Here is a 17,617-nt window from a genome sequence, read left to right on the forward strand (position 1 = left end):
TACTGGTTTGGGAGTAGAAGGTTAGAGAACGAGGTTTCCGGTGGTCTGAACCCGGGGGCCGTCCGGCGGCGTCGTCCGGGAGACGCCTTCCTCGACGCAGGAGGTGTGCTGGAGCAGCGAGCCGTCGCCGAAGGCGGCCCCGGCGAGCGTGACCTTCCCGCCCGACAGGCGGGCGCCGACCGCCGAGTACACGTTCTTCCCGGTCTCGACCGCGACGTGGGCCGTGCCCGCGTCGTTCGTCGTGCTCCGGTAGTCGCGCAGTTCCCACTGGACGATCCCGCCCGCGTCGGCCCGGGACAGCAGCGCCTTCGCGCCGTTCGTCCCCTCGACCACCGCGCCGCCGCCCACGTGGATGCGCTGGTCCTTCTTGCCCGACAGCCGGATGCCGGTGCCCGACAGCCGCCCGCCCTGGATCCGTACGAGTGAGGCGGCGACGGGCAGTGGCCGGCCGCCCTCCTTGCCGAGCAGGGTGCTGTCGACCAGGTGCAGCTCACCGGTGCCGTTGCAGGCGTTGCCGTCCAGGTTCGACAGCACCGACCGCACGATGTGCACGGGCGAGGTGACCGAGGACTGCACGATCTCCGAACCGGCGGCGATCGTGAAGTCGCAGCCCTCGATGATGTTCGGCCTGGCCGACAGGGCGGACGACTGGGAGATGATCAGCTGGTCGTTGGCGGAGCAGCCCCGCATCTGGACGCCGTCGGCGTTGACCCAGATCATCCCGGAGCCCGCGAGCGACGGCTTGCCGATCACCCGCATGTCCTCCAGCGTCAGGTCGGTGACCTTCACCCGGGCGACGAACCACGAGCAGACGTGCCGGCGTACGGTGATCCGCTTGGCCGCCGAGCCCCACGCCGCGCCGGAGTTGGCGAACGTCATCAGGCCGGAGTTGCCGGTGTAGACGAGGTCGTGCTCGTACTGGCCGTGAGTGACGAACGGCCCCTGGTCGTCCCCGTCGCCGTGGCAGTTCTCCACCAGCCCGTACGCCGAGGCGGTCCAGTCGTTGAGGTGCCGGGCGTTGGAGGTGTGGCAGTCGGCCACGTGACCGTACAGGCAATAGATCTGCTGCGTGAGGTAGCCCGCGCCGCCCCAGGTGACGGACGTGGGGTTCTTCAGGGAGCAGGAGCGCGTCTGGAAGTACGTGCACCAGCGGCGCATGACGACAGGCCAGAACGTACCGGTGGCGTCGATGCCGGACACGTCGCACCAGACGGCGTACTCGTAGGCCACCGGGTGTGAGCCGGTGTACTGGTCCGCGCCCGCGCCGGTGAACACCATGTTCCTGACGTGGACGCGCTCGACCGGCTCGATCCTCGTCCAGGTGATCGACCGCCCGGCCTTCAGCGTCCAGCCGTTGAGGTAGTTCACCCGGACGTGGGAGCCGTCCACGATCTGGGTGACCTGCACGAGCTTCTGCAGCTCGCGTTCCCACTGCCCGGCGCCCTTGCTCACCTCGGCCGACCACCACTGGCCGACCTGGAACTTCGACGAGTCGCCGACCTCGAAGACGTCCGACAGCTCCGGCATGTCGGCCGTGAGCGGCGCGGTCACCACCGTGTCGGTGACCTTGCCCCGGAAGAAGAGCACGGCCGCGAAGGGATCGTCGTAGCCGGCCTTCTCGATGCCGTCGGTGCGGACGGTGTGACCGCCGAAGTCGAACTCCAGGTTCGAGCGGGTGTACTTATGGCGCTTGACGAACAGCAGGTCGGTGTGGGCCTCGATCCTGTGGATGGCCGGGTCGTTCACCATCGCGTCCAGCGCGGCATCGGCCGGCGCGTCGTCGCCGAACACCCCGAACCTGCGGAAGTCGCCCACGCCGTCGTGGACCTGCACCCACCGGCCCGCACCCGAGCCGCCCAAATTTCCAGGACGCAGGACCGTTCCGCCATTGGCGACCGCGGTCGAGTCCGCGTCCCACCGCACCAGCATGCCGCCGCCGTCACCGGCCGCCTTGTAGCCCGCGACCCGCACCAGCGTCCCGTCCGGGATCTTCTTGCCGTCCAGCGACAGCAACTCGGCCACCGTCGCCACGGCGTACACCGCGTTCTTCAGCTCCGCCGCCGGCCCGGCGTGAGCCGTACCGGGAACCAGCAGAGCCAGCCCACCGACACCACCCGCCGTCAGCAGGGCACGACGGGACCTCATGGATGAACTCATTTCGGGACTCCTCAGACGGCCAGGTTGCCGGTGGTGATGACTCGGGGCCCCGCTGCCGGGGCCGTACGGCTGACGCCCTCTTCGGCGCAGCCCGTGTGCAGGAGGTGGGAGTCGCCGCCGAAGGCGGCGTCCGCGAGCGTGATGACGCCGCCGCGGAACCGCGCCCCGACGGCGGAGTAGCGGTTGACGCCGCTCGTGATCGCGACGTGCGCGGTTCCGCCGTCGCGGGTCGAGCTGACGTAGTCGCCCAGCTCCCACCGCACCGGTGAGCCGTCGGCGCGGGACAGCAGCGCCTTCTCGCTGTTGGTCCCCTCGACCACGGCGCCTCCGCCGATCGACAGCCGCTGCTCGCGGACCGCGGACAGGCGGATGCCGGTGTCGGTCAGCCGCCCGCCGGACACGACGACCTCGGCGGCTCCGATCAGGAGCGGCGCCGCACCGGCGGTCCCGGTGACGACGGTGTCGGTGAGGTGGACGGGGCCGGACCCGCGCATGACCGCGCCGTTCACCCCGGTGAAGACGCACCGGACGAAGTGGACGGGGTTCGTCACCGGCGTCTGGACGACGACCTGGCCCTCGGGGAGGTCGAAGCTGCAGTCCTCGATGACGTTCGGCCTGCCGGACCGCGCGGAGCGCTGCGCGACCGCGAACGTCCTGGCCGAGCAGCCGCGCATCTGGACGCCGTCGGCGTTGACCGTCAGCGTGCCGCCGGGGTCGAAGGTGGAGCGCGGGATGACCTTGACGTCCTCCAGCGTCAGGTCGGTGATCTTGGTGTTGGCCGTGAACCAGGAGCAGACGTGCCGGCGTACGGTGATCCGCTTCGCACTGATCCCCCACTGCGCGCCCGAGTTGGCGATGTCCATCAGGCCGGAGTTGCCGGTGAACACCAGGTCGTGCTCGTACTGCCCGTGGGTGGTGAACGGGTTGCCGCCCGCGTCGTCGCCGTCTCCGTGGCAGTTCTCCACCATGCAGTAGGCCGACGCGGTCAGGTCGTTGAGGTGGCGGGCGTTGGAGGTGTGGCAGTCGGCCACGTGGCCGTACAGGCAGTAGATCTGCTGGGTGAGGTAGCCCGCGCCGCCGTAGAAGACCGTCGGCGGGTTCTTCAGCGTGCAGCTCTCGGTCCGGAAGTAGGTGCACCAGCGGCGCATGACGACCGGCCACCAGGTGAGGGAGGCGTCGATGCCCGAGACGTCGCACCAGGCGGCGTACTCGTAGGCCACCGGGTGCGAGCCGGTGTACTCCCGGTCGTCGGGCAGCTCCCCGTTCCGCGGCCCGTCGTACGGCGGGGCGCCGACGAAGACCATGTTCCTGACGTGAACCCGCTCGACCGGCTTCACCCTGGTCCAGGTGATCACGCGGCCCTTGTCGAGGTCCCAGCCGTTCTGGTAGTTCACCCGGATGCGGGAGCCGTCCACGATCTCGGTGACCTGCACCATCTTCTGCAGTTCCCGCTCGTCGCGGCCGGAGAGGTTGTTCACCACCGCCGTCCACCACTGGCCGACCGTGAACTTCGCGGAGTCGCCGACTTCGAAGACGTCGGCCAGGTCGGGCATCGGGGCGCTCAGGGCGTGCTCGACGACCGTGCCGGTGACCTCCCCGCGGAAGAACATCACGGCCCCGAACGGGTTGTCGTGCGTGTTCTTCTCGATGCCGTCGGTGCGGACGGTGTGGCCGCCGAAGTCGAACTCCAGGTTCGAGCGGGTGTACTTATGGCGCTTGACGAACAGCAGGTCGGTGTGGGCCTCGATCCTGTGGATGGCCGGGTCGTTCACCATCGCGTCCAGCGCGGCGTCCGCCGGCGCGTCGTCGCCGAACACCCCGAACCTGCGGAAGTCGCCCACGCCGTCGTGGACCTGCACCCACCGGCCCGCACCCGAGCCGCCCAAATTTCCAGGACGCAGCACCGTTCCGCCATTGGCGACCGCGGTCGAGTCCGCGTCCCACCGCACCAGCATGCCGCCGCCGTCACCGGCCGCCTTGTAGCCCGCGACCCGCACCAGCGTCCCGTCCGGGATCTTCTTGCCGTCCAGCGACAGCAACTCGGCCACCGTCGCCACGGCGTACACCGCGTTCTTCAGCTCCGCCGCCGGCCCGGCGTGAGCCGTACCGGGAACCAGCAGAGCCAGCCCACCGACACCACCCGCCGTCAGCAGAGCACGACGGGCCACAGGGGATTTTTGGGGGTATTTCACAAGATGCCTCAACCTTCGGCCGGGCGGCGAGACGCGGCACGGCAGGGGGTGAATGAAGGCCGGGCGGACACGCGTGAGGCGTGCAGGCGGCGGTGCTGCTGGCCGAAACCGTCCGCGGTCAGGGGCTGTGACGTCGCGGGGGCCAGTTGTTCGCCCGATGTGGCGCAAACCTTAAGCAGGTTTCGGTCGGCAAATCAAGGCCGGTAGCCGAGTTCCGACGAAATCCGCCGGGCCGCGTCACGCACCTGCCGCCCCAGCTCCTGGTAGCGCCACGTGGGCAGAGCCGGTTTCAGGCCCGTGATGCTGATGGCCCCGGCGCATGTCCCGGAATGGTCGCGCAGAGCGCTGCCGACGCAGAACACCCCTTCCGCGTCCTCCTCGTCGTCGAGCGCGTAGCCCATCTCGCGGATGTCACGCAGGTGCGCCAGCAGCCGGTCGAGGTCGGTGATCGTGTGGGCCGTGCGGCGGGGCAGCCCGACCCTCTCGATCAGGGCCTCGACCTGCCGATCCTCCATCTCGGCGAGCAGCGCCTTGCCGAGGCCGGTGCAGTGGGGCAGCTCCCGCACGCCCATCCGGAGGTCCACCTGGATGCGCTCGCCGTTGCTCACCTGGTCGATCACCACGGCCTGGTCGCTCTCCGGAATCGCGAGCCGGGAATTCATGCCCGTCGTCCGGGTCAGCTCCACCAGAATGGGACGGGCGACGTCCCGCAGGGACAGCTGGTCGCGCGCCCTGTCCCCGAGCCGGGCGAGCGCCATCCCGAGCCGGTAGCGCCGGTTCATGCCCTCGCCGTCGTCGGCGGCCAGGCCGAACCGCTGGAGTGTGTAGAGGGTGGCGAAGGCCGAGCTCTTCGACAGGCCGCACGCCGCCGCCACCTCGGTCACGCTCAGGCCCTCCCCCGGGGGGCCGCCGGCCAGGGCCTCGAGGACCTCGGCCGCCCTGGCGACGCTGCGGATCCAGTAGCGGGAGTTCTCCACCTCGCCGTTCGCCATGCTGTTCGTCATAGCCGAACACTGTAGCGCATTTTTCGCCACATCTCCCCTTTGCGGCATTGACCTGGGATGGGCGCCTCCCTAAGATGCCGCTATCTGTTCGGGTACACCGAATAGTGTTCGTAATAATTCATCTGCGGCGGAAACATTCGCGTCACACCGGAACGGGGCTGGTCCCGGTGCGGCGGCCAAGGAGACCATGTGAATCAGCAACCGGCCCCGTCCGTCTCCCTGCCCGAACGGGCCCGCCAGGTCATCCCCGGCGGGGTCAACAGCGGACAGCGGAACGTTCCGGGACTCGCCGACCTGGTGATCGCCCGGGCCCAGGGCGCGACGTTCTGGGACGCGGGCGGGCGGCAGTACACCGACTACCACGCGGCCTTCGGCCCGCCCCTGCTCGGCCACAACGACCCCGACGTCGCCGCGGCCGTGGCGGAGGCGGGACGCACCCTGGACCTGTGCGGCGTCGGCGTCACCGAGGGCGAGATCGAACTGGCCGAGACGCTCGCGGAGCTGGTTCCCAGCATGGAGCGCGTGCTCCTGACCAGCACCGGTTCCGAGGCGACCTTCCATGCCCTGCGGGTCGCGCGGGCCGCCACCGGACGCCGGCTGGTGGTGAAGTTCCAGGGCTGTTACCACGGCTGGCACGACGCCGTGAGCATGAACGTGATCTCGGCGCCCGACCGCGTCGGCCGCAGGGACCCGATCTCCACCGGCATCCTGCCCGAGGTCCTCGACGCCACGCTCGTCCTGCGGTTCAACGACTCGGAGGGAGTGCGCGCCGCGTTCGCCGACCACGGCGACGACATCGCGGCCGTGATCGTCGAACCCGTGCCGCACAACGTCGGCTGCCTGCTCCCCGACGCCGAGTTCCTGCGTACGCTCCGTGAGGAGTGCACCCGGCACGGCAGCGTGCTGGTCTTCGACGAGGTGATCACCGGCGTACGGCACGGCCTGGGCGGCTGGCAGGAGATCGCCGGCGTGACCCCGGACCTGACGACGATGGGCAAGGCCATCGCGAACGGCTATCCCGTCGGCGCGCTCGGAGGCCGCGCCGACCTCATGGACCTGTTCAGCTCGCGCCCCGGCGCCCCCGTCTTCTTCGCGGGCACCTACAACGGCCACCCCGCGGTGGTCGCGGCGGCGCTCGCCACCCTGCGCAAGCTGCGAGAGGAGCCGGTGCACGAGCACGTGTTCCGGCTGGGCGACCGGGTGCGCGCCGAGCTTCCCCCGGTGCTCGCCTCTCTCGGGGTGCCCGCCGTCGTCACCGGGTACGGCTCGGTGTTCGTCACCTACTTCATGGACCGGCTGCCGAAGACGTACGACGACCTCCTCGCCAACGACACCGCCATGTTCGTCGGATACCGTCGCCGCATGGTCGACCAGGGCGTCTTCGAGCTGCCGCTCAACCTCAAGCGCAGCCACCTGTCGTACGCGCACACCGACGCGGACGTGGACCGGCTGATCGAGGCCACCGAGGCGGCCGTCCGCGCCCAGCTCGCCGACATCGGCGCGCCCGGCGACCTGAGCACCGCCTCCACCATGGGAGGAACCCGCTGATGCTGACCGTGAACAGCACCCGTCCGGCGGGCCCCGCCGGGCGGATCAGCCGCGTCGAGACCCTCACCCTGGGCACGGCCTGGCGCGACTTCAGCTACGTCCGGATCCACACCGACGCGGGCCTGTCGGGCGTCGGCGAGATCACCCATCCCTACCGGGCGCGGGAGACCTGCCTGCTGACCGAGGCGATGGCGCAGCGGCACCTGCTCGGCGCCGACCCGTTCGACGTGGAGGAGATCTGGCTCCGGCTCTACCAGGGCGACTTCCTGCGCGGCGGAGACATCGGCGGCATCGTGGTGTCGGGCGTGGACCAGGCGCTGCACGACCTGATGGGCAAGGCGCTCGGCGTGCCCGTCTACCGGCTCACCGGCGGCGCCTGCCGCGACCGGGTCAGGGTCTACGCCAACGGGTGGTACACCGGCGACCGCGAGCCCGGCGCGTTCGCCCAGCGGGCCGAGGAGACGGTCGCCAAGGGCTACACCGCGCTGAAATTCGACCCCTTCGGCGCCGGCCTCGGCGAGCTGTCCCGCGCCGAGCTGCGGCTCTCGCTCGACATCGTCGCCGCCGTACGGGAGGCCGTCGGCCCGGACGTGGACCTGTTCGTCGAGGGGCACGCCCGGTTCGCCTTCCACACCGCCGCCCGGCTGGTGCGGGAGCTGGAGCCGTACGACATCGGCTGGTTCGAGGAGCCGCTGCCGTGGACCCACATCGAGCGGTACGCCGAACTGCGTCAGCGGGCGGCCTTCCCTATCTCGGGCGGAGAGCATTTCCACAACCGGTACGAGTACGCGCGGCTGTTCGCCACCGACGCGGTGGACATCATCCAGCCGGACCTGTCCATGGCGGGCGGGTTCACCGAGGTGCGCAAACTCGCCGCGCTGGCCGACCTCCACGCGATGACCGTGGCGCCCCACAACTCGAACTCGCCGCTGTGCACGACCGCGTCGGTGCACGCCGTGCTCGGCATGCCGAACTTCACGATCCTGGAGACCTTCGACGGCCTGCTGGAGCCGTACGTCTTCGAGGCGGTCCGCGGCGCCCTGCCCATCGAAGCCGGATATATCGGGATACCTGATAAGCCAGGACTGGGAATCGAGCTGGCCGACGAGGTCTTCGAGGAGCACCCGCCGAGCCACCGGTTCTGGAACATGTTCGCCGAAGGCTGGGAGAAGCGGAACCGCACATGATCGTGGACGTCCACTCACACCTGTTCACCTGCCCGGACGACGTCGGGGATCCCTTCGCCGCCGAGTCGGCCCGCGCGCACGGGGGTCACGTCGACCTCACCGTGCGGTGGGCCGACTACGCGGCCTCCGCCCCCGACGGCACCCGGACGATCGTGGTGGGCGGCAAGGCGCGCAGGTCGGGCCTGTGGGTGGACGACGCGGACGTGGCCGGCTACGTGGCCGCGCACCCCGACAGGCTGATCGGCTACCTGTCGCTCGATCCCACCCAGCCCGGCTGGCGGGACGAGCTGGTGCGCGGCCACCAGGACCTGGGCCTGCGCGGGATCAAGCTCATGCCCATGTACGCGGGGTTCGACCCCGCCGCTCCGGAGTACGACGACCTGTTCGCCTACGCCGAGCGGCACGGACTGCCCCTGCTGGTGCACACCGGCACGACGTTCGTGTCCAAGGCGCCGCTGAAGTGGGCGCTTCCCGTCCATCTGGACGAGGTCGCGATCCGCCACCCCGAGCTGCGCATGGTCCTGGCGCATCTCGGCCACCCGTTCGAGGGCGAGTGCATCGCGGTCATCCGCAAACACCGGCACGTCTACGCCGACGTCTCCGCGCTCCACTACCGCCCGTTCCAGCTCTGGCACAGCCTCAGGCTCGTGCAGGACTACGGGGTGTGGCACAAGCTGCTGTTCGGCAGCGACTACCCGTTCACCACCGTCGACGCCTCGATCGACGGCCTGCGGGCGGTCGGGGCCGTGGCGGGCATCCCCGGCCTGCCCCCGCTCGACCGCGACGAGATCGAGAGCCTCATCCACCGCGACGCCCTTCCGCTGCTGGGACTGGCATGAACGGGGGAAGGTTCGACCTGACAGGACGGGTGGCCGTCGTCACCGGCGCCGCGCGCGGTCTCGGTCAGGCGTTCGCCGCCGGTCTCGCCGAGGCCGGCGCGGACGTCGTGGCGATTGACAGGCCGGGCGGGCCGCCGCTGGACGAGACCGTCCGGCTCGTCGAGGCGTACGGCGGGGCCTGCCGCCCGGTCGAGTTCGACCTCGCCGACACCACCGGCCTCGCCGGCCTCGCCGACCGCCTCTGGGCCGAGCGCCCGGTGGACATCCTGGTCAACAACGCCGGGATCGCCAGGCTCGAGCACTTCAACGAGATCACGGTCGAGGCCTGGCGCGAGATCATGGCGGTCAACGTCGACGCCGTGTTCTTCCTGTCCCAGCGGATCGCCGAGCACATGATCGCCGCGGGAAGGCCCGGCAGGATCGTGAACGTCTCGTCGAAGAACGGCCTGATGGCCGAGGCCGGGCTGGCCCACTACAACGCGTCCAAGGGCGCGGTCGAACTGATCACCAAGTCCCTCGCGGCGGAGCTCGGCCCGCACGGCGTCACCGTCAACGCGGTCGCGCCCGGCATGATCGCCACGCCGATCGACGACGCGTTCCCCCTGGAGCACCAGGCGTTCGAGGCGGCCTGGGCGGAGCGCATCCCCCTCAGGGGCGGGTACGGCACGCCCGACGACGTCACCGGCGCCGTCGTCTACCTCGCGTCGGACGCCGCCCGGTACGTCACCGGCGCCACCCTCGTGGTCGACGGCGGCGTGCTGGCCGACCAGATGCCCCGCCACCGGTTCATGCCGCCGTACCGCTCGAGTCTGGATCAACCGCGGTAGGGCGGCTCGTCAGTCGCCGTCGGTGGCCTTCGCTGCCGCGGCGAACATGTCGTCGACGTAGCGACGCATGAGGCGTTCGAGTTCCATGAGGTCACGGTCGCTCCATTGGGCGAGAACGGGACCGGCCAGGCGCTGGCGGGCGGCGTCGAGAGCGTCGGTGACGCGGCGGCCCTCGGCTGTGAGGATGGCCTCTTTCACGCGGGCGTCGGCAGGGCTGGGGCGCCGTTCGACGAGCCCGAGGGCGGCGAGTTTCGCGACTTGCCGGCTGATGGTGGTGTAGTCGCGTCCGGTTCGTTCGGCCAGTTCGCCGACACCGATAGGCCCGAACCGCTCGACGCCCACGAGCAGGATGAACAGGGCGCGGTCGAGGGAGACACCGGCTTCGGCCAACAGGAGATCGTCGCGGCTGGGCAGGTTCATCAGCACGACCAGATCGACGATGGCCCCGTGGAGACGGCGCAGCGTGGTCTGGCGTCGCCGTGTGCTCAAGGCTGCCCCACCGTCCCTCCTGAGTATCGGGCCTTCATCTAACGGGCAATTCTAGGAGGTCTGCCCGCGGCGCCGCCGACGACGGAGAGGCGGGGCTCACGCGGCGGTGACGGGGCCCGCCGTCCGGAATGCGTGCGCGCCCGGCCGTCTCGGAGCGCCGCGGTGCCGGTCTCGGGGCGACCGCGCGATCCCGCCGGCAGCCGGCGCACCTTCGCGTAATGCGTGCATCAGGCACTCATATGCCATCAGGGCAGCAGGTGACTCTCGGAACATCGCTGCTCATCCCCTGCAGTCTCACCAGCGTGCGATCGCGATTGACGGACATCCGAACCCTTCCTAAGGTGAGTGTATTCTGCACATAATTTCGGAGAGGAGAGGAACATGACCGATACCGATGTCGAGGTGGTCATCTGTGGATCCGGGGCTGCCGGGGAGACCCTCGCGATCGAGCTGGCCCGCCGGGGCGTGAGCTTCCTGTTGATAGACAAGGCCGCGCACCCGTTCATCGGGTCACGCGGCAAGGGCATCCAGTCGCGCACTCAGGAGGTGTTCGAGGACCTCGGAGTGATCGACAAGATCATCGCTTCCGGTGGCGAGTATCCGCTCCAGCGTTCCTACGCCGACGACGGCCCGGTCGACACCAACGTGATCGACATGCCCGGCCCGACACCGGGCGAGCCCTACCACATCGCGCTGCTGGTCCCGCAGTTCCTCACCGAGCGCAGACTGCGCGAGCGGCTGGCCGAGCTCGGCCACGCCCCGCGCTACGACCACGAGCTCGTCGGCTTCGATCAGGACGAGGACGGGGTGAGCGCCCGCATCCTCACCCCTGACGGTGCGCGCACGGTGCGCGCGCGCTACCTCGTGGGCGCCGACGGCGGGTCGAGTTTCGTGCGCAAGGCCCTGGGCGTGGCCTTCGACGGTGAGACCCTCGGGGTGCGTGCCGTGGTCGCCGACGTGATCGTCGAGGGGGTCTCGTTCGAGGTATGGCACCGCTGGGGCCGGGGAGCCGCGGACCAGATCATGCTGTGCCCGCTCTACGGCACCGAGATGTTCCAGCTCATGGGACCGGTCCCTTTCGGCGTGGACGTCGATCTGTCCGCGCAGGGGCTGACGGCGCTGTTACGCGAGCGCACCGGCCGCGACGACGTGCTGATCCAATCGGTCTCGTGGGCCTCGGTGTTCGAGATGAACGCCCGCCTGGCCGAGACCTACCAAGTCGGGCGCGTGTTCCTGACCGGAGACGCGGCACACGTCCACCCGCCGACCGGTGGGCAGGGACTGAACACCAGCGTGCAGGACGCCTACAACCTCGGCTGGAAGCTCGCCGCCGTGCTCGCCGGCGCCCCGGACCGGCTGCTGACGTCGTACGAGAGGGAGCGCCGCCCGATCGCGGAGGCCGTGCTCGGCCTGTCGAAGCGGCTGCTGGAGGCGGCCAAGAACCGCGATATGAGCCGTAACCGGGCAGTCAGCCAGCTCGACCTCGGCTACCCCGACTCGCCGCTCACCCTCGTCGACCCACAGCGCACCACGGGCGTGCTCGCCGGCGACCGCGCCCCCGACGCGCCCGTCACCGGTGCCGGCGGCCTGCCCACCCGCCTGTTCTCCCTTTTCAGGGGCACCCACTGGACGCTGATCGGCTACGACGTGCCCGCCGGCGACGCCCCCGCCGCCCGGCGCGACGTGCACGTGCACACTATCGGCGCACGCGGTGACATCGTCGACACCGGCCGATACGTGCGCGACGGCTACGGACTCGCCTCCGGACAATGGGTCCTGGTACGCCCCGACGGCTACGTCGCCGCCGTGACCGCCGACCTGAACGTCATCGACGCCTACCTCGAAACCCACCTGAACATCACCGCATCCGGGAGCCCGCGGCAGGAGGTGATCCCCGCCGCGTGAGGAGCGTCGCGATGAGACCGGACCGCGCAGTGCCGGTATGGCCACGCGCGGCCGCGTCAGGCGGACGGCGCGTACCAGAGGTCGGGCTCGCCCGGCACGCGGGTGACCATGTCCCGCTGCTCCAGCCACACGAGGTGGGCGAGCGTCTCGTTGTTGGCAGCCCGCCGCATGTGCGCGGGGATCTCCTCCCAGCTGCGCGACCAGGTGAGCCGGGTGGCGATGTCCCAGCAGGTGGAGCCGTCGCCCTCCGCCACGACTCGCCGCACCTCCGCCAGCCGCTCCTCGTGGTGCCCGATCACGTAGTCCACCCGCTTCTCCAGCTCCAGGAAGCGGTACTCGTGGGCGGGCAGCACCTCCTCGACGTCGAGCTTGCCCACCGCCCGCAGCGCGTCGAGGTAGTCGGCGAGCGGGTTGGCCGTCGACTGCGGGTGCACGGCGACCATCGACGTGATCCGGGCGAGCACGTGGTCGCCGGAGAACAGCAGCCTGCGCTCCGGCTCCACGAAGCACAGGTGACCGGGCGAGTGGCCGGGGGTCCACATCGCCCGCAGGTCCCAGCCGGGCAGGTCGAGCCGGTCGCCGTCCTCGATGAGCCGGTCGGGCGTCGCCATCGTGACGAACTGACGCAGCATGACCGACGCCCCGGCGAGCTCCTGGGCCGTCATGTCCGGCACCCCGCACCTGACCAGCAGGGAGCGCTCCCGCTGGACGAGCGACTCGATGGCCGACTCGTCGTAGCGGTCGTGCACGATGCGCGCGTCGGCCGGATGCAGTCCGATCCAGGCACCGGAGACCTCCCGGATCCGCCCGGCCAGGCCGTAGTGGTCCGGGTGGATGTGCGTGACCAGCACGGCCTTCACGTCGGTGATCTCGTATCCGGCCGTGGCGAGCCCCGCGACAAGCGCGTCGTACGCCTCCTCGGTGTTCCAGCCGGCGTCGATGATCACAACCCCGTCCGGGACCTCCAGGGCATAGACCAGGACGTAGCGCAGCGGATTGATCGGGATCGGGACGGGTATCGACCACAGCCCCGGCCGCACCCGCTCGACCTCGGGCAGTCCCCCGCCCAGCCACGCCGCGCGCTGCGCCTCGTTCGCCGCGGTCACGATCACCTTGCTCATCGGCTCCCCGCCCCTTTCGCAGCCCTGCCCGCTCGATTGTGCCGCCTTACCGAATATGGTTCTACCGGGGGTACCTCAGAGCGGGACCGGCGGGGAGGCGTACGTACAGGACGTAGGCCGCGCCGCCCGTCTCCGGTCCTCCGGTCAGGGCGGCGAGGCGTCCGGGGGTCAGCAGCTCGATGCTGTTCAGCATGACGCCGGCTCCGGCGGCCAGCAGCAGCAATCGTCCGAGGGCGCGGTCGGCCAGGCCGAGCCGGATCCCGGCGACGATCGTGACCGGCACGTCGCGGACCACCTCGGCCAGCCGTACCGCCGCCCGGCCGGGCCCCCTTCCCGTACGGCTCGGCTCGCGCATGAGCACGAGCACGGCCACGAGGAGGACGATCGCGGCCCCCGCTCCCGCCCAGACGGGCGCGGCCAGCGGGTCCCGGCGTACGGCCAGCGGGAGCAGGCCGCCGGCGAGCGTGCCGAGTGCCAGTGCGGCCGAGCCCGCGACGTTGCCGGCCGCCAGCCCGGGCTTCAGGTCGACGGCAGGGCCATACCGGGCGTGCAGGGTGTCGACGTACCACGCCTGGGCCGGCCCGCTGGACAGCGCACGCGCGACGCCCTTGAGCACGGACGCGACCAGGAACGGCCACACCGAGTGCGCCAGGGCCATCACGACCAGCGCGGCCACGCTGACGACGGCCGACGCGGCGAGCACCGGGCGTCTCCCGAGGACGTCGGCGAGCCCGCCCGTCGGCAGTTCGAGCACGACGATCGTGACCGAGTAGGCCCCGCCGACCAGGCCGACCTCGGCGATGTCCAGCCCCCTGGCGGACATCAGCAGCACCATCGGCGCCAGCATCAGGCCGGTCGGCAGCCAGGTGAGAAACTCGATCGCGGCGTAGCGCCCGTGCTCACGCCTGCCCGGCCGCGGGATCTCGGCGAGCGACCGCCGCTCATGCATGACCGGCTCACCCATGACCGGCCGCCGGGTCGCGGCGCGGATGGGCCGCCAGCAGGACCGCGACCGGACGCGCGTCCGGGTCGTCCCGATCCCGCTCGGCGGCCTCCAGGAGCATGGCCGACACCCGCTCGTAGAGGGACGCCACCGTCGCCGGCGACAGCCGCACCACCACGTCGGACATGCCGGCGGCCTCGACCCACGCCTCGCTCCACAGGTCGCGCTCGCGCTCGAAGTTCTCGACGTCGGCGGTGAGCTTTTCGAGCTGGCGCCGCCGCAGGAACGCCGCGGCCTCCCGGCCCTCGGCGGTCGCGGCCATCTCCACGTCGCTCCAGGAGGTGAAGCGGTGGATCGCCCGCCACCGGCGCTCGCGTCGATCACGCCGGTCGGGATCCTGCTCCACGAAGCCATATCTGGCGAGCTGACGCAGGTGATAGCTGGTGGAGCCGGAGCTCTCGCCGAGGCGCCCGGCCAGCTCGGTCGCGGTCGCCGGGCCGTTCGTACGCAACTCCCCCAGCAGCAGCACCCGCAGCGGGTGGGCGACGGCCTTCAGAGTGCGGGGATCGTGGACGTGGAAGACCTCGTGATCCATACACCGGACGCTAACATCGCAAAGATAACTTTGCAAAAATATCTTTGCGAAAATGAAAGTTTCAGCTCCGCGCCCCCGCAATGGCCGGTCAGGGGCGTCTCGGCGCCCGGCTCGTTGACGCCCGCGGAAACCCAAAGGAAACATGCGATTCGCTCACCCCTTGGGAGCGCTCCCACTCCCACATCCATCCCCCGAGGACGACTGTGCTCAGACGAATCGGCATCCTCGCCGTGGCGGCACTGGCCACGGCGTGCCTGACCGGCGCACCTCCCGCCACGGCGGAAGAGGGCCCGGAACAGATCCCCAACGGCACGTTCGACACCACCACCGACCCGTGGTGGCACACCGCGAACCTGAACTTCGAGCTGTCCGACGGCCGGCTCTGCTCCGACATCCCCGCGGGAACGACCAACCCCTGGGACGCGATCATCGGCGTCAACGACATCCCGCTGGTGAAGGACGAGACCTACGCGTTCAGCTTCTTCGCCACCGCGAACCCCGGGAAGGTCGCCAGGGCGTACGTCCAGCTTCCGACCGACCCCTACACGCAGTACGTGTCGGCCGCTCCCGAGCTGAGCGTCTCGGGCAACACCTACAGCTACACGTTCACCTCGCCGGTCGACCTGCCCAACGCGCAGGTCGTCTTCCAGCTCGGCGGCAGCGCGACGGCGTGGCGGTTCTGCGTGGACAACGTCTCGCTCAAGGGCGGGGCGCCGCCGGACGTCTACACGCCCGACACCGGCCCCCGGGTCCGTGTGAACCAGGTGGCCTACCTGCCCAAGGGCCCCAAGAACGCCACCCTGGTCACCGACGCCTCCGACGCGCTGCCGTGGCAGCTCAAGAACTCCGCCGGGACCGTCGTCGCGCACGGCACGACCACCCCGCGCGGCGTCGACGCCAGCTCCGGGCAGAACGTCCACTCGATCGACTTCGGCACGTACGCGAAGGCCGGGACCGGATACACGCTGACCGCCGACGGCGAGACCAGCCGGCCGTTCGACATCAAGCCCGACGCGTACGCCGACCTCAAGCTCGACGCGCTGAAGTTCTACTACACCCAGCGCAGCGGCATCGCGATCGACGACGCCCTGCGTCCCGGCTACGGCAGGCCCGCCGGCCACGTGGGCGTCGCCCCCAACCAGGGCGACACGAACGTCCCGTGCCAGCCGGGCGTCTGCGACTACTCCCTCGACGTGTCCGGCGGCTGGTACGACGCGGGCGACCACGGCAAGTACGTCGTCAACGGCGGCATCTCGGTGGCCCAGCTCATGAGCGAGTTCGAGCGCACCAAGAACGCCGCGACGGCCAAGCCGATCGGCAGCCTGAACATCCCGGAGAGCGGTGACGCCGTTCCCGACGTGCTCGACGAGGCCCGCTGGGAGCAGGAGTTCCTGCTGAAGATGCAGCGGTCCGACGGCATGGTCCACCACAAGATCCACGACGAGAACTGGACCGGCCTGCCGCTGCTGCCGCACCAGGACGCGCAGAAGCGCGAACTGCACCCCGTCTCCACGGCCGCCACGCTCAACCTCGCCGCGACGGCCGCCCAGGCGGCCCGGATCTTCGCGCCGTACGACGCGGCGTTCGCCGCCAAGAACCTGGCGGCGGCGAAGAAGGCGTGGGCGGCGGCCAAGGCGCACCCGGACGTGCTCGCCTCCCCCTCCGACGGCAACGGCGGCGGCACCTACGACGACGCCGACGTCAGCGACGAGTTCTACTGGGCGGCGGCCGAGCTCTACATCACCACGGGTGACAAGGAGTACAAGGACTTCGTCCTCGCCTCGCCGCACCACACCGCGGACCTGTGGAGCAAGAGCGGCGCATTCGACTGGGGCCACGTGGCCGCGCTCGGCCGCCTCGACCTGGCGACCGTGCCGAACGACCTGCCCGGCCGCGACGCGGTGCGCCAGTCGGTCGTCGACGGCGCGGAGCGCTACCTCGGCATCGTCAAGAGCCACCCGTACGGTCTGCCGTTCGATCCGGGTGACTACTTCTGGGGTTCCAACAGCGCGATCCTCAACAACACGGTCGCCCTCGGCGCGGCCTACGACATCACCGGCACGGTCAAGTACCGCGACGCCGCCATCGAGGCCATCGACTACATCCTCGGCCGCAACGCGCTCAACCAGTCGTACGTGACCGGCTACGGCGAGGTGGCGTCGAAGAACCAGCACAGCCGGTGGTACGCCCACTCGCTGGACACCTCGCTGCCGAACCCGCCGCACGGCACGCTCGCGGGCGGTGCGAACTCCGGCATCCAGGACCCGGTGGCCCAGGCCAAGCTGAAGGGCTGCAAGCCGCAGTTCTGCTACATCGACGACATCGGCTCGTACGCCACGAACGAGGAGGCCATCAACTGGAACTCCGCACTGTCGTGGGTCTCGGCGTTCATCGCGGACCAGGGCGACGGCACGGTCAAGGCCCCGGGCGCGTGCAAGGTCACCTACACCACGCACGGCACGTGGCCGACGGGCTTCACCACCCAGATCACGCTCAAGAACACCGGCACGAAGGCGATCGACGGCTGGTCGCTGAAGTGGTCGTTCCTGGGCGGCCAGAAGGTCGCCAGTAGCTGGAGCGCCAAGTTCTCGCAGGACGCGGCGACCGTGACCGCCGCGAACGAGGCGTGGAACAAGACCATCAAGCCGGGCCAGTCGGTCACCTTCGGCTTCAACGGCCAGGCCGCGCCGGGGGCCAACCCGACGCCCGACCTGTTCACGCTGAACGGCGCCGCCTGCGCCTGACCCGATCCGCACCGGATCAAAAGGCTCCGGCCGCCGCCCCAGCAGGGGCGGCGGCCGGTTCCACGT

General features: G+C 70.4%; 13 protein-coding genes. 6 read left to right on the forward strand and 7 right to left on the reverse strand.

Translation table 11 applies throughout. From position 1 onward, the window contains the following. Positions 1-21: 21 nt before the first annotated feature. From IL992_RS40885 to IL992_RS40895, 3 genes are all read right to left on the reverse strand, one after another. Positions 22-2,145, reverse strand: a complete 2,124-nt coding sequence (locus IL992_RS40885; protein WP_193208665.1) for a peptidase C14 — start codon at positions 2,143-2,145, stop codon at positions 22-24. A gap of 23 nt (positions 2,146-2,168) precedes the next feature. After that, positions 2,169-4,325 (reverse strand): hypothetical protein, encoded by a 2,157-nt coding sequence (locus IL992_RS40890; RefSeq protein ID WP_226874715.1) that lies wholly within the window; start codon positions 4,323-4,325, stop codon positions 2,169-2,171. A 218-nt stretch (positions 4,326-4,543) separates the two neighbouring features. Continuing rightward, positions 4,544-5,353, reverse strand: coding sequence for an IclR family transcriptional regulator (locus tag IL992_RS40895; RefSeq protein WP_226874716.1), 810 nt, complete (start codon positions 5,351-5,353; stop codon positions 4,544-4,546). A gap of 189 nt (positions 5,354-5,542) precedes the next feature. Here IL992_RS40895 and IL992_RS40900 point away from each other — a divergent pair, with 189 nt between their 5' ends. Genes IL992_RS40900 through IL992_RS40915 form a run of 4 tightly spaced genes read left to right on the forward strand, consistent with a single transcriptional unit; the run spans position 5,543 to position 9,754 of the window. Beyond that, positions 5,543-6,901 (forward strand): aspartate aminotransferase family protein, encoded by a 1,359-nt coding sequence (locus IL992_RS40900; protein ID WP_193208667.1) that lies wholly within the window; start codon positions 5,543-5,545, stop codon positions 6,899-6,901. After that, a complete protein-coding gene (locus IL992_RS40905) occupies positions 6,901-8,088 on the forward strand; it encodes a mandelate racemase/muconate lactonizing enzyme family protein (RefSeq protein ID WP_193208668.1) in 1,188 nt (395 codons plus the stop codon). The genes IL992_RS40900 and IL992_RS40905 overlap by 1 nt, the downstream gene beginning before the upstream one ends. After that, positions 8,085-8,927, forward strand: coding sequence for an amidohydrolase family protein (locus IL992_RS40910; protein WP_193208669.1), 843 nt, complete (start codon positions 8,085-8,087; stop codon positions 8,925-8,927). Before IL992_RS40905 ends, IL992_RS40910 begins: the two co-directional genes overlap by 4 nt. Next, a complete protein-coding gene (locus IL992_RS40915; RefSeq protein ID WP_193208670.1) occupies positions 8,924-9,754 on the forward strand; it encodes an SDR family NAD(P)-dependent oxidoreductase in 831 nt (276 codons plus the stop codon). The genes IL992_RS40910 and IL992_RS40915 overlap by 4 nt, the downstream gene beginning before the upstream one ends. A 9-nt stretch (positions 9,755-9,763) precedes the next feature. Here the strand turns inward: IL992_RS40915 and IL992_RS40920 are convergent, their stop codons facing one another. Next, entirely contained in the window at positions 9,764-10,174 is a 411-nt protein-coding gene (locus tag IL992_RS40920; RefSeq protein WP_193208730.1) for a MarR family winged helix-turn-helix transcriptional regulator, read from the reverse strand. A 450-nt stretch (positions 10,175-10,624) separates the two neighbouring features. Here IL992_RS40920 and IL992_RS40925 point away from each other — a divergent pair, with 450 nt between their 5' ends. Then, positions 10,625-12,148: an FAD-dependent oxidoreductase gene (locus tag IL992_RS40925; RefSeq protein WP_193208671.1), complete on the forward strand. Its 1,524-nt coding sequence runs from the start codon at positions 10,625-10,627 to the stop codon at positions 12,146-12,148. 56 nt (positions 12,149-12,204) lie between these two features. Here the strand turns inward: IL992_RS40925 and IL992_RS40930 are convergent, their stop codons facing one another. The 3 genes from IL992_RS40930 to IL992_RS40940 form a co-directional block, all read right to left on the reverse strand. Beyond that, on the reverse strand, positions 12,205-13,269 hold the full coding sequence (locus IL992_RS40930; RefSeq protein ID WP_193208672.1) for an MBL fold metallo-hydrolase: 1,065 nt from the start codon (positions 13,267-13,269) through the stop codon (positions 12,205-12,207). Between the two features lie 61 nt (positions 13,270-13,330). Continuing rightward, on the reverse strand, positions 13,331-14,218 hold the full coding sequence (locus IL992_RS40935) for an MFS transporter (RefSeq protein WP_193208673.1): 888 nt from the start codon (positions 14,216-14,218) through the stop codon (positions 13,331-13,333). A 7-nt stretch (positions 14,219-14,225) separates the two neighbouring features. Next, positions 14,226-14,807 (reverse strand): winged helix-turn-helix domain-containing protein, encoded by a 582-nt coding sequence (locus tag IL992_RS40940; protein WP_193208674.1) that lies wholly within the window; start codon positions 14,805-14,807, stop codon positions 14,226-14,228. Between the two features lie 203 nt (positions 14,808-15,010). Here IL992_RS40940 and IL992_RS40945 point away from each other — a divergent pair, with 203 nt between their 5' ends. After that, positions 15,011-17,551: a glycoside hydrolase family 9 protein gene (locus tag IL992_RS40945; RefSeq protein WP_319019148.1), complete on the forward strand. Its 2,541-nt coding sequence runs from the start codon at positions 15,011-15,013 to the stop codon at positions 17,549-17,551. The last annotated feature ends 66 nt before the right edge of the window (positions 17,552-17,617 follow it).

It is taken from the genome of Microbispora sitophila, assembly GCF_014892245.1.
GTDB lineage: Bacteria > Actinomycetota > Actinomycetes > Streptosporangiales > Streptosporangiaceae > Microbispora > Microbispora siamensis.

Excerpts from the sequence above, each read along its gene's own strand:
- IL992_RS40885 (WP_193208665.1), bottom strand. The coding sequence starts at position 2,145 with ATGAGGTCCCGTCGTGCCCTGCTGACGGCGGGTGGTGTCGGTGGGCTG.
- IL992_RS40895 (WP_226874716.1), bottom strand. The coding sequence starts at position 5,353 with ATGACGAACAGCATGGCGAACGGCGAGGTGGAGAACTCCCGCTACTGG.
- IL992_RS40905 (WP_193208668.1), top strand. The coding sequence starts at position 6,901 with ATGCTGACCGTGAACAGCACCCGTCCGGCGGGCCCCGCCGGGCGGATC.
- IL992_RS40910 (WP_193208669.1), top strand. The coding sequence starts at position 8,085 with ATGATCGTGGACGTCCACTCACACCTGTTCACCTGCCCGGACGACGTC.
- IL992_RS40915 (WP_193208670.1), top strand. The coding sequence starts at position 8,924 with ATGAACGGGGGAAGGTTCGACCTGACAGGACGGGTGGCCGTCGTCACC.
- IL992_RS40920 (WP_193208730.1), bottom strand. The coding sequence starts at position 10,174 with ATGAACCTGCCCAGCCGCGACGATCTCCTGTTGGCCGAAGCCGGTGTC.
- IL992_RS40925 (WP_193208671.1), top strand. The coding sequence starts at position 10,625 with ATGACCGATACCGATGTCGAGGTGGTCATCTGTGGATCCGGGGCTGCC.
- IL992_RS40930 (WP_193208672.1), bottom strand. The coding sequence starts at position 13,269 with ATGAGCAAGGTGATCGTGACCGCGGCGAACGAGGCGCAGCGCGCGGCG.
- IL992_RS40935 (WP_193208673.1), bottom strand. The coding sequence starts at position 14,218 with ATGCATGAGCGGCGGTCGCTCGCCGAGATCCCGCGGCCGGGCAGGCGT.
- IL992_RS40940 (WP_193208674.1), bottom strand. The coding sequence starts at position 14,807 with ATGGATCACGAGGTCTTCCACGTCCACGATCCCCGCACTCTGAAGGCC.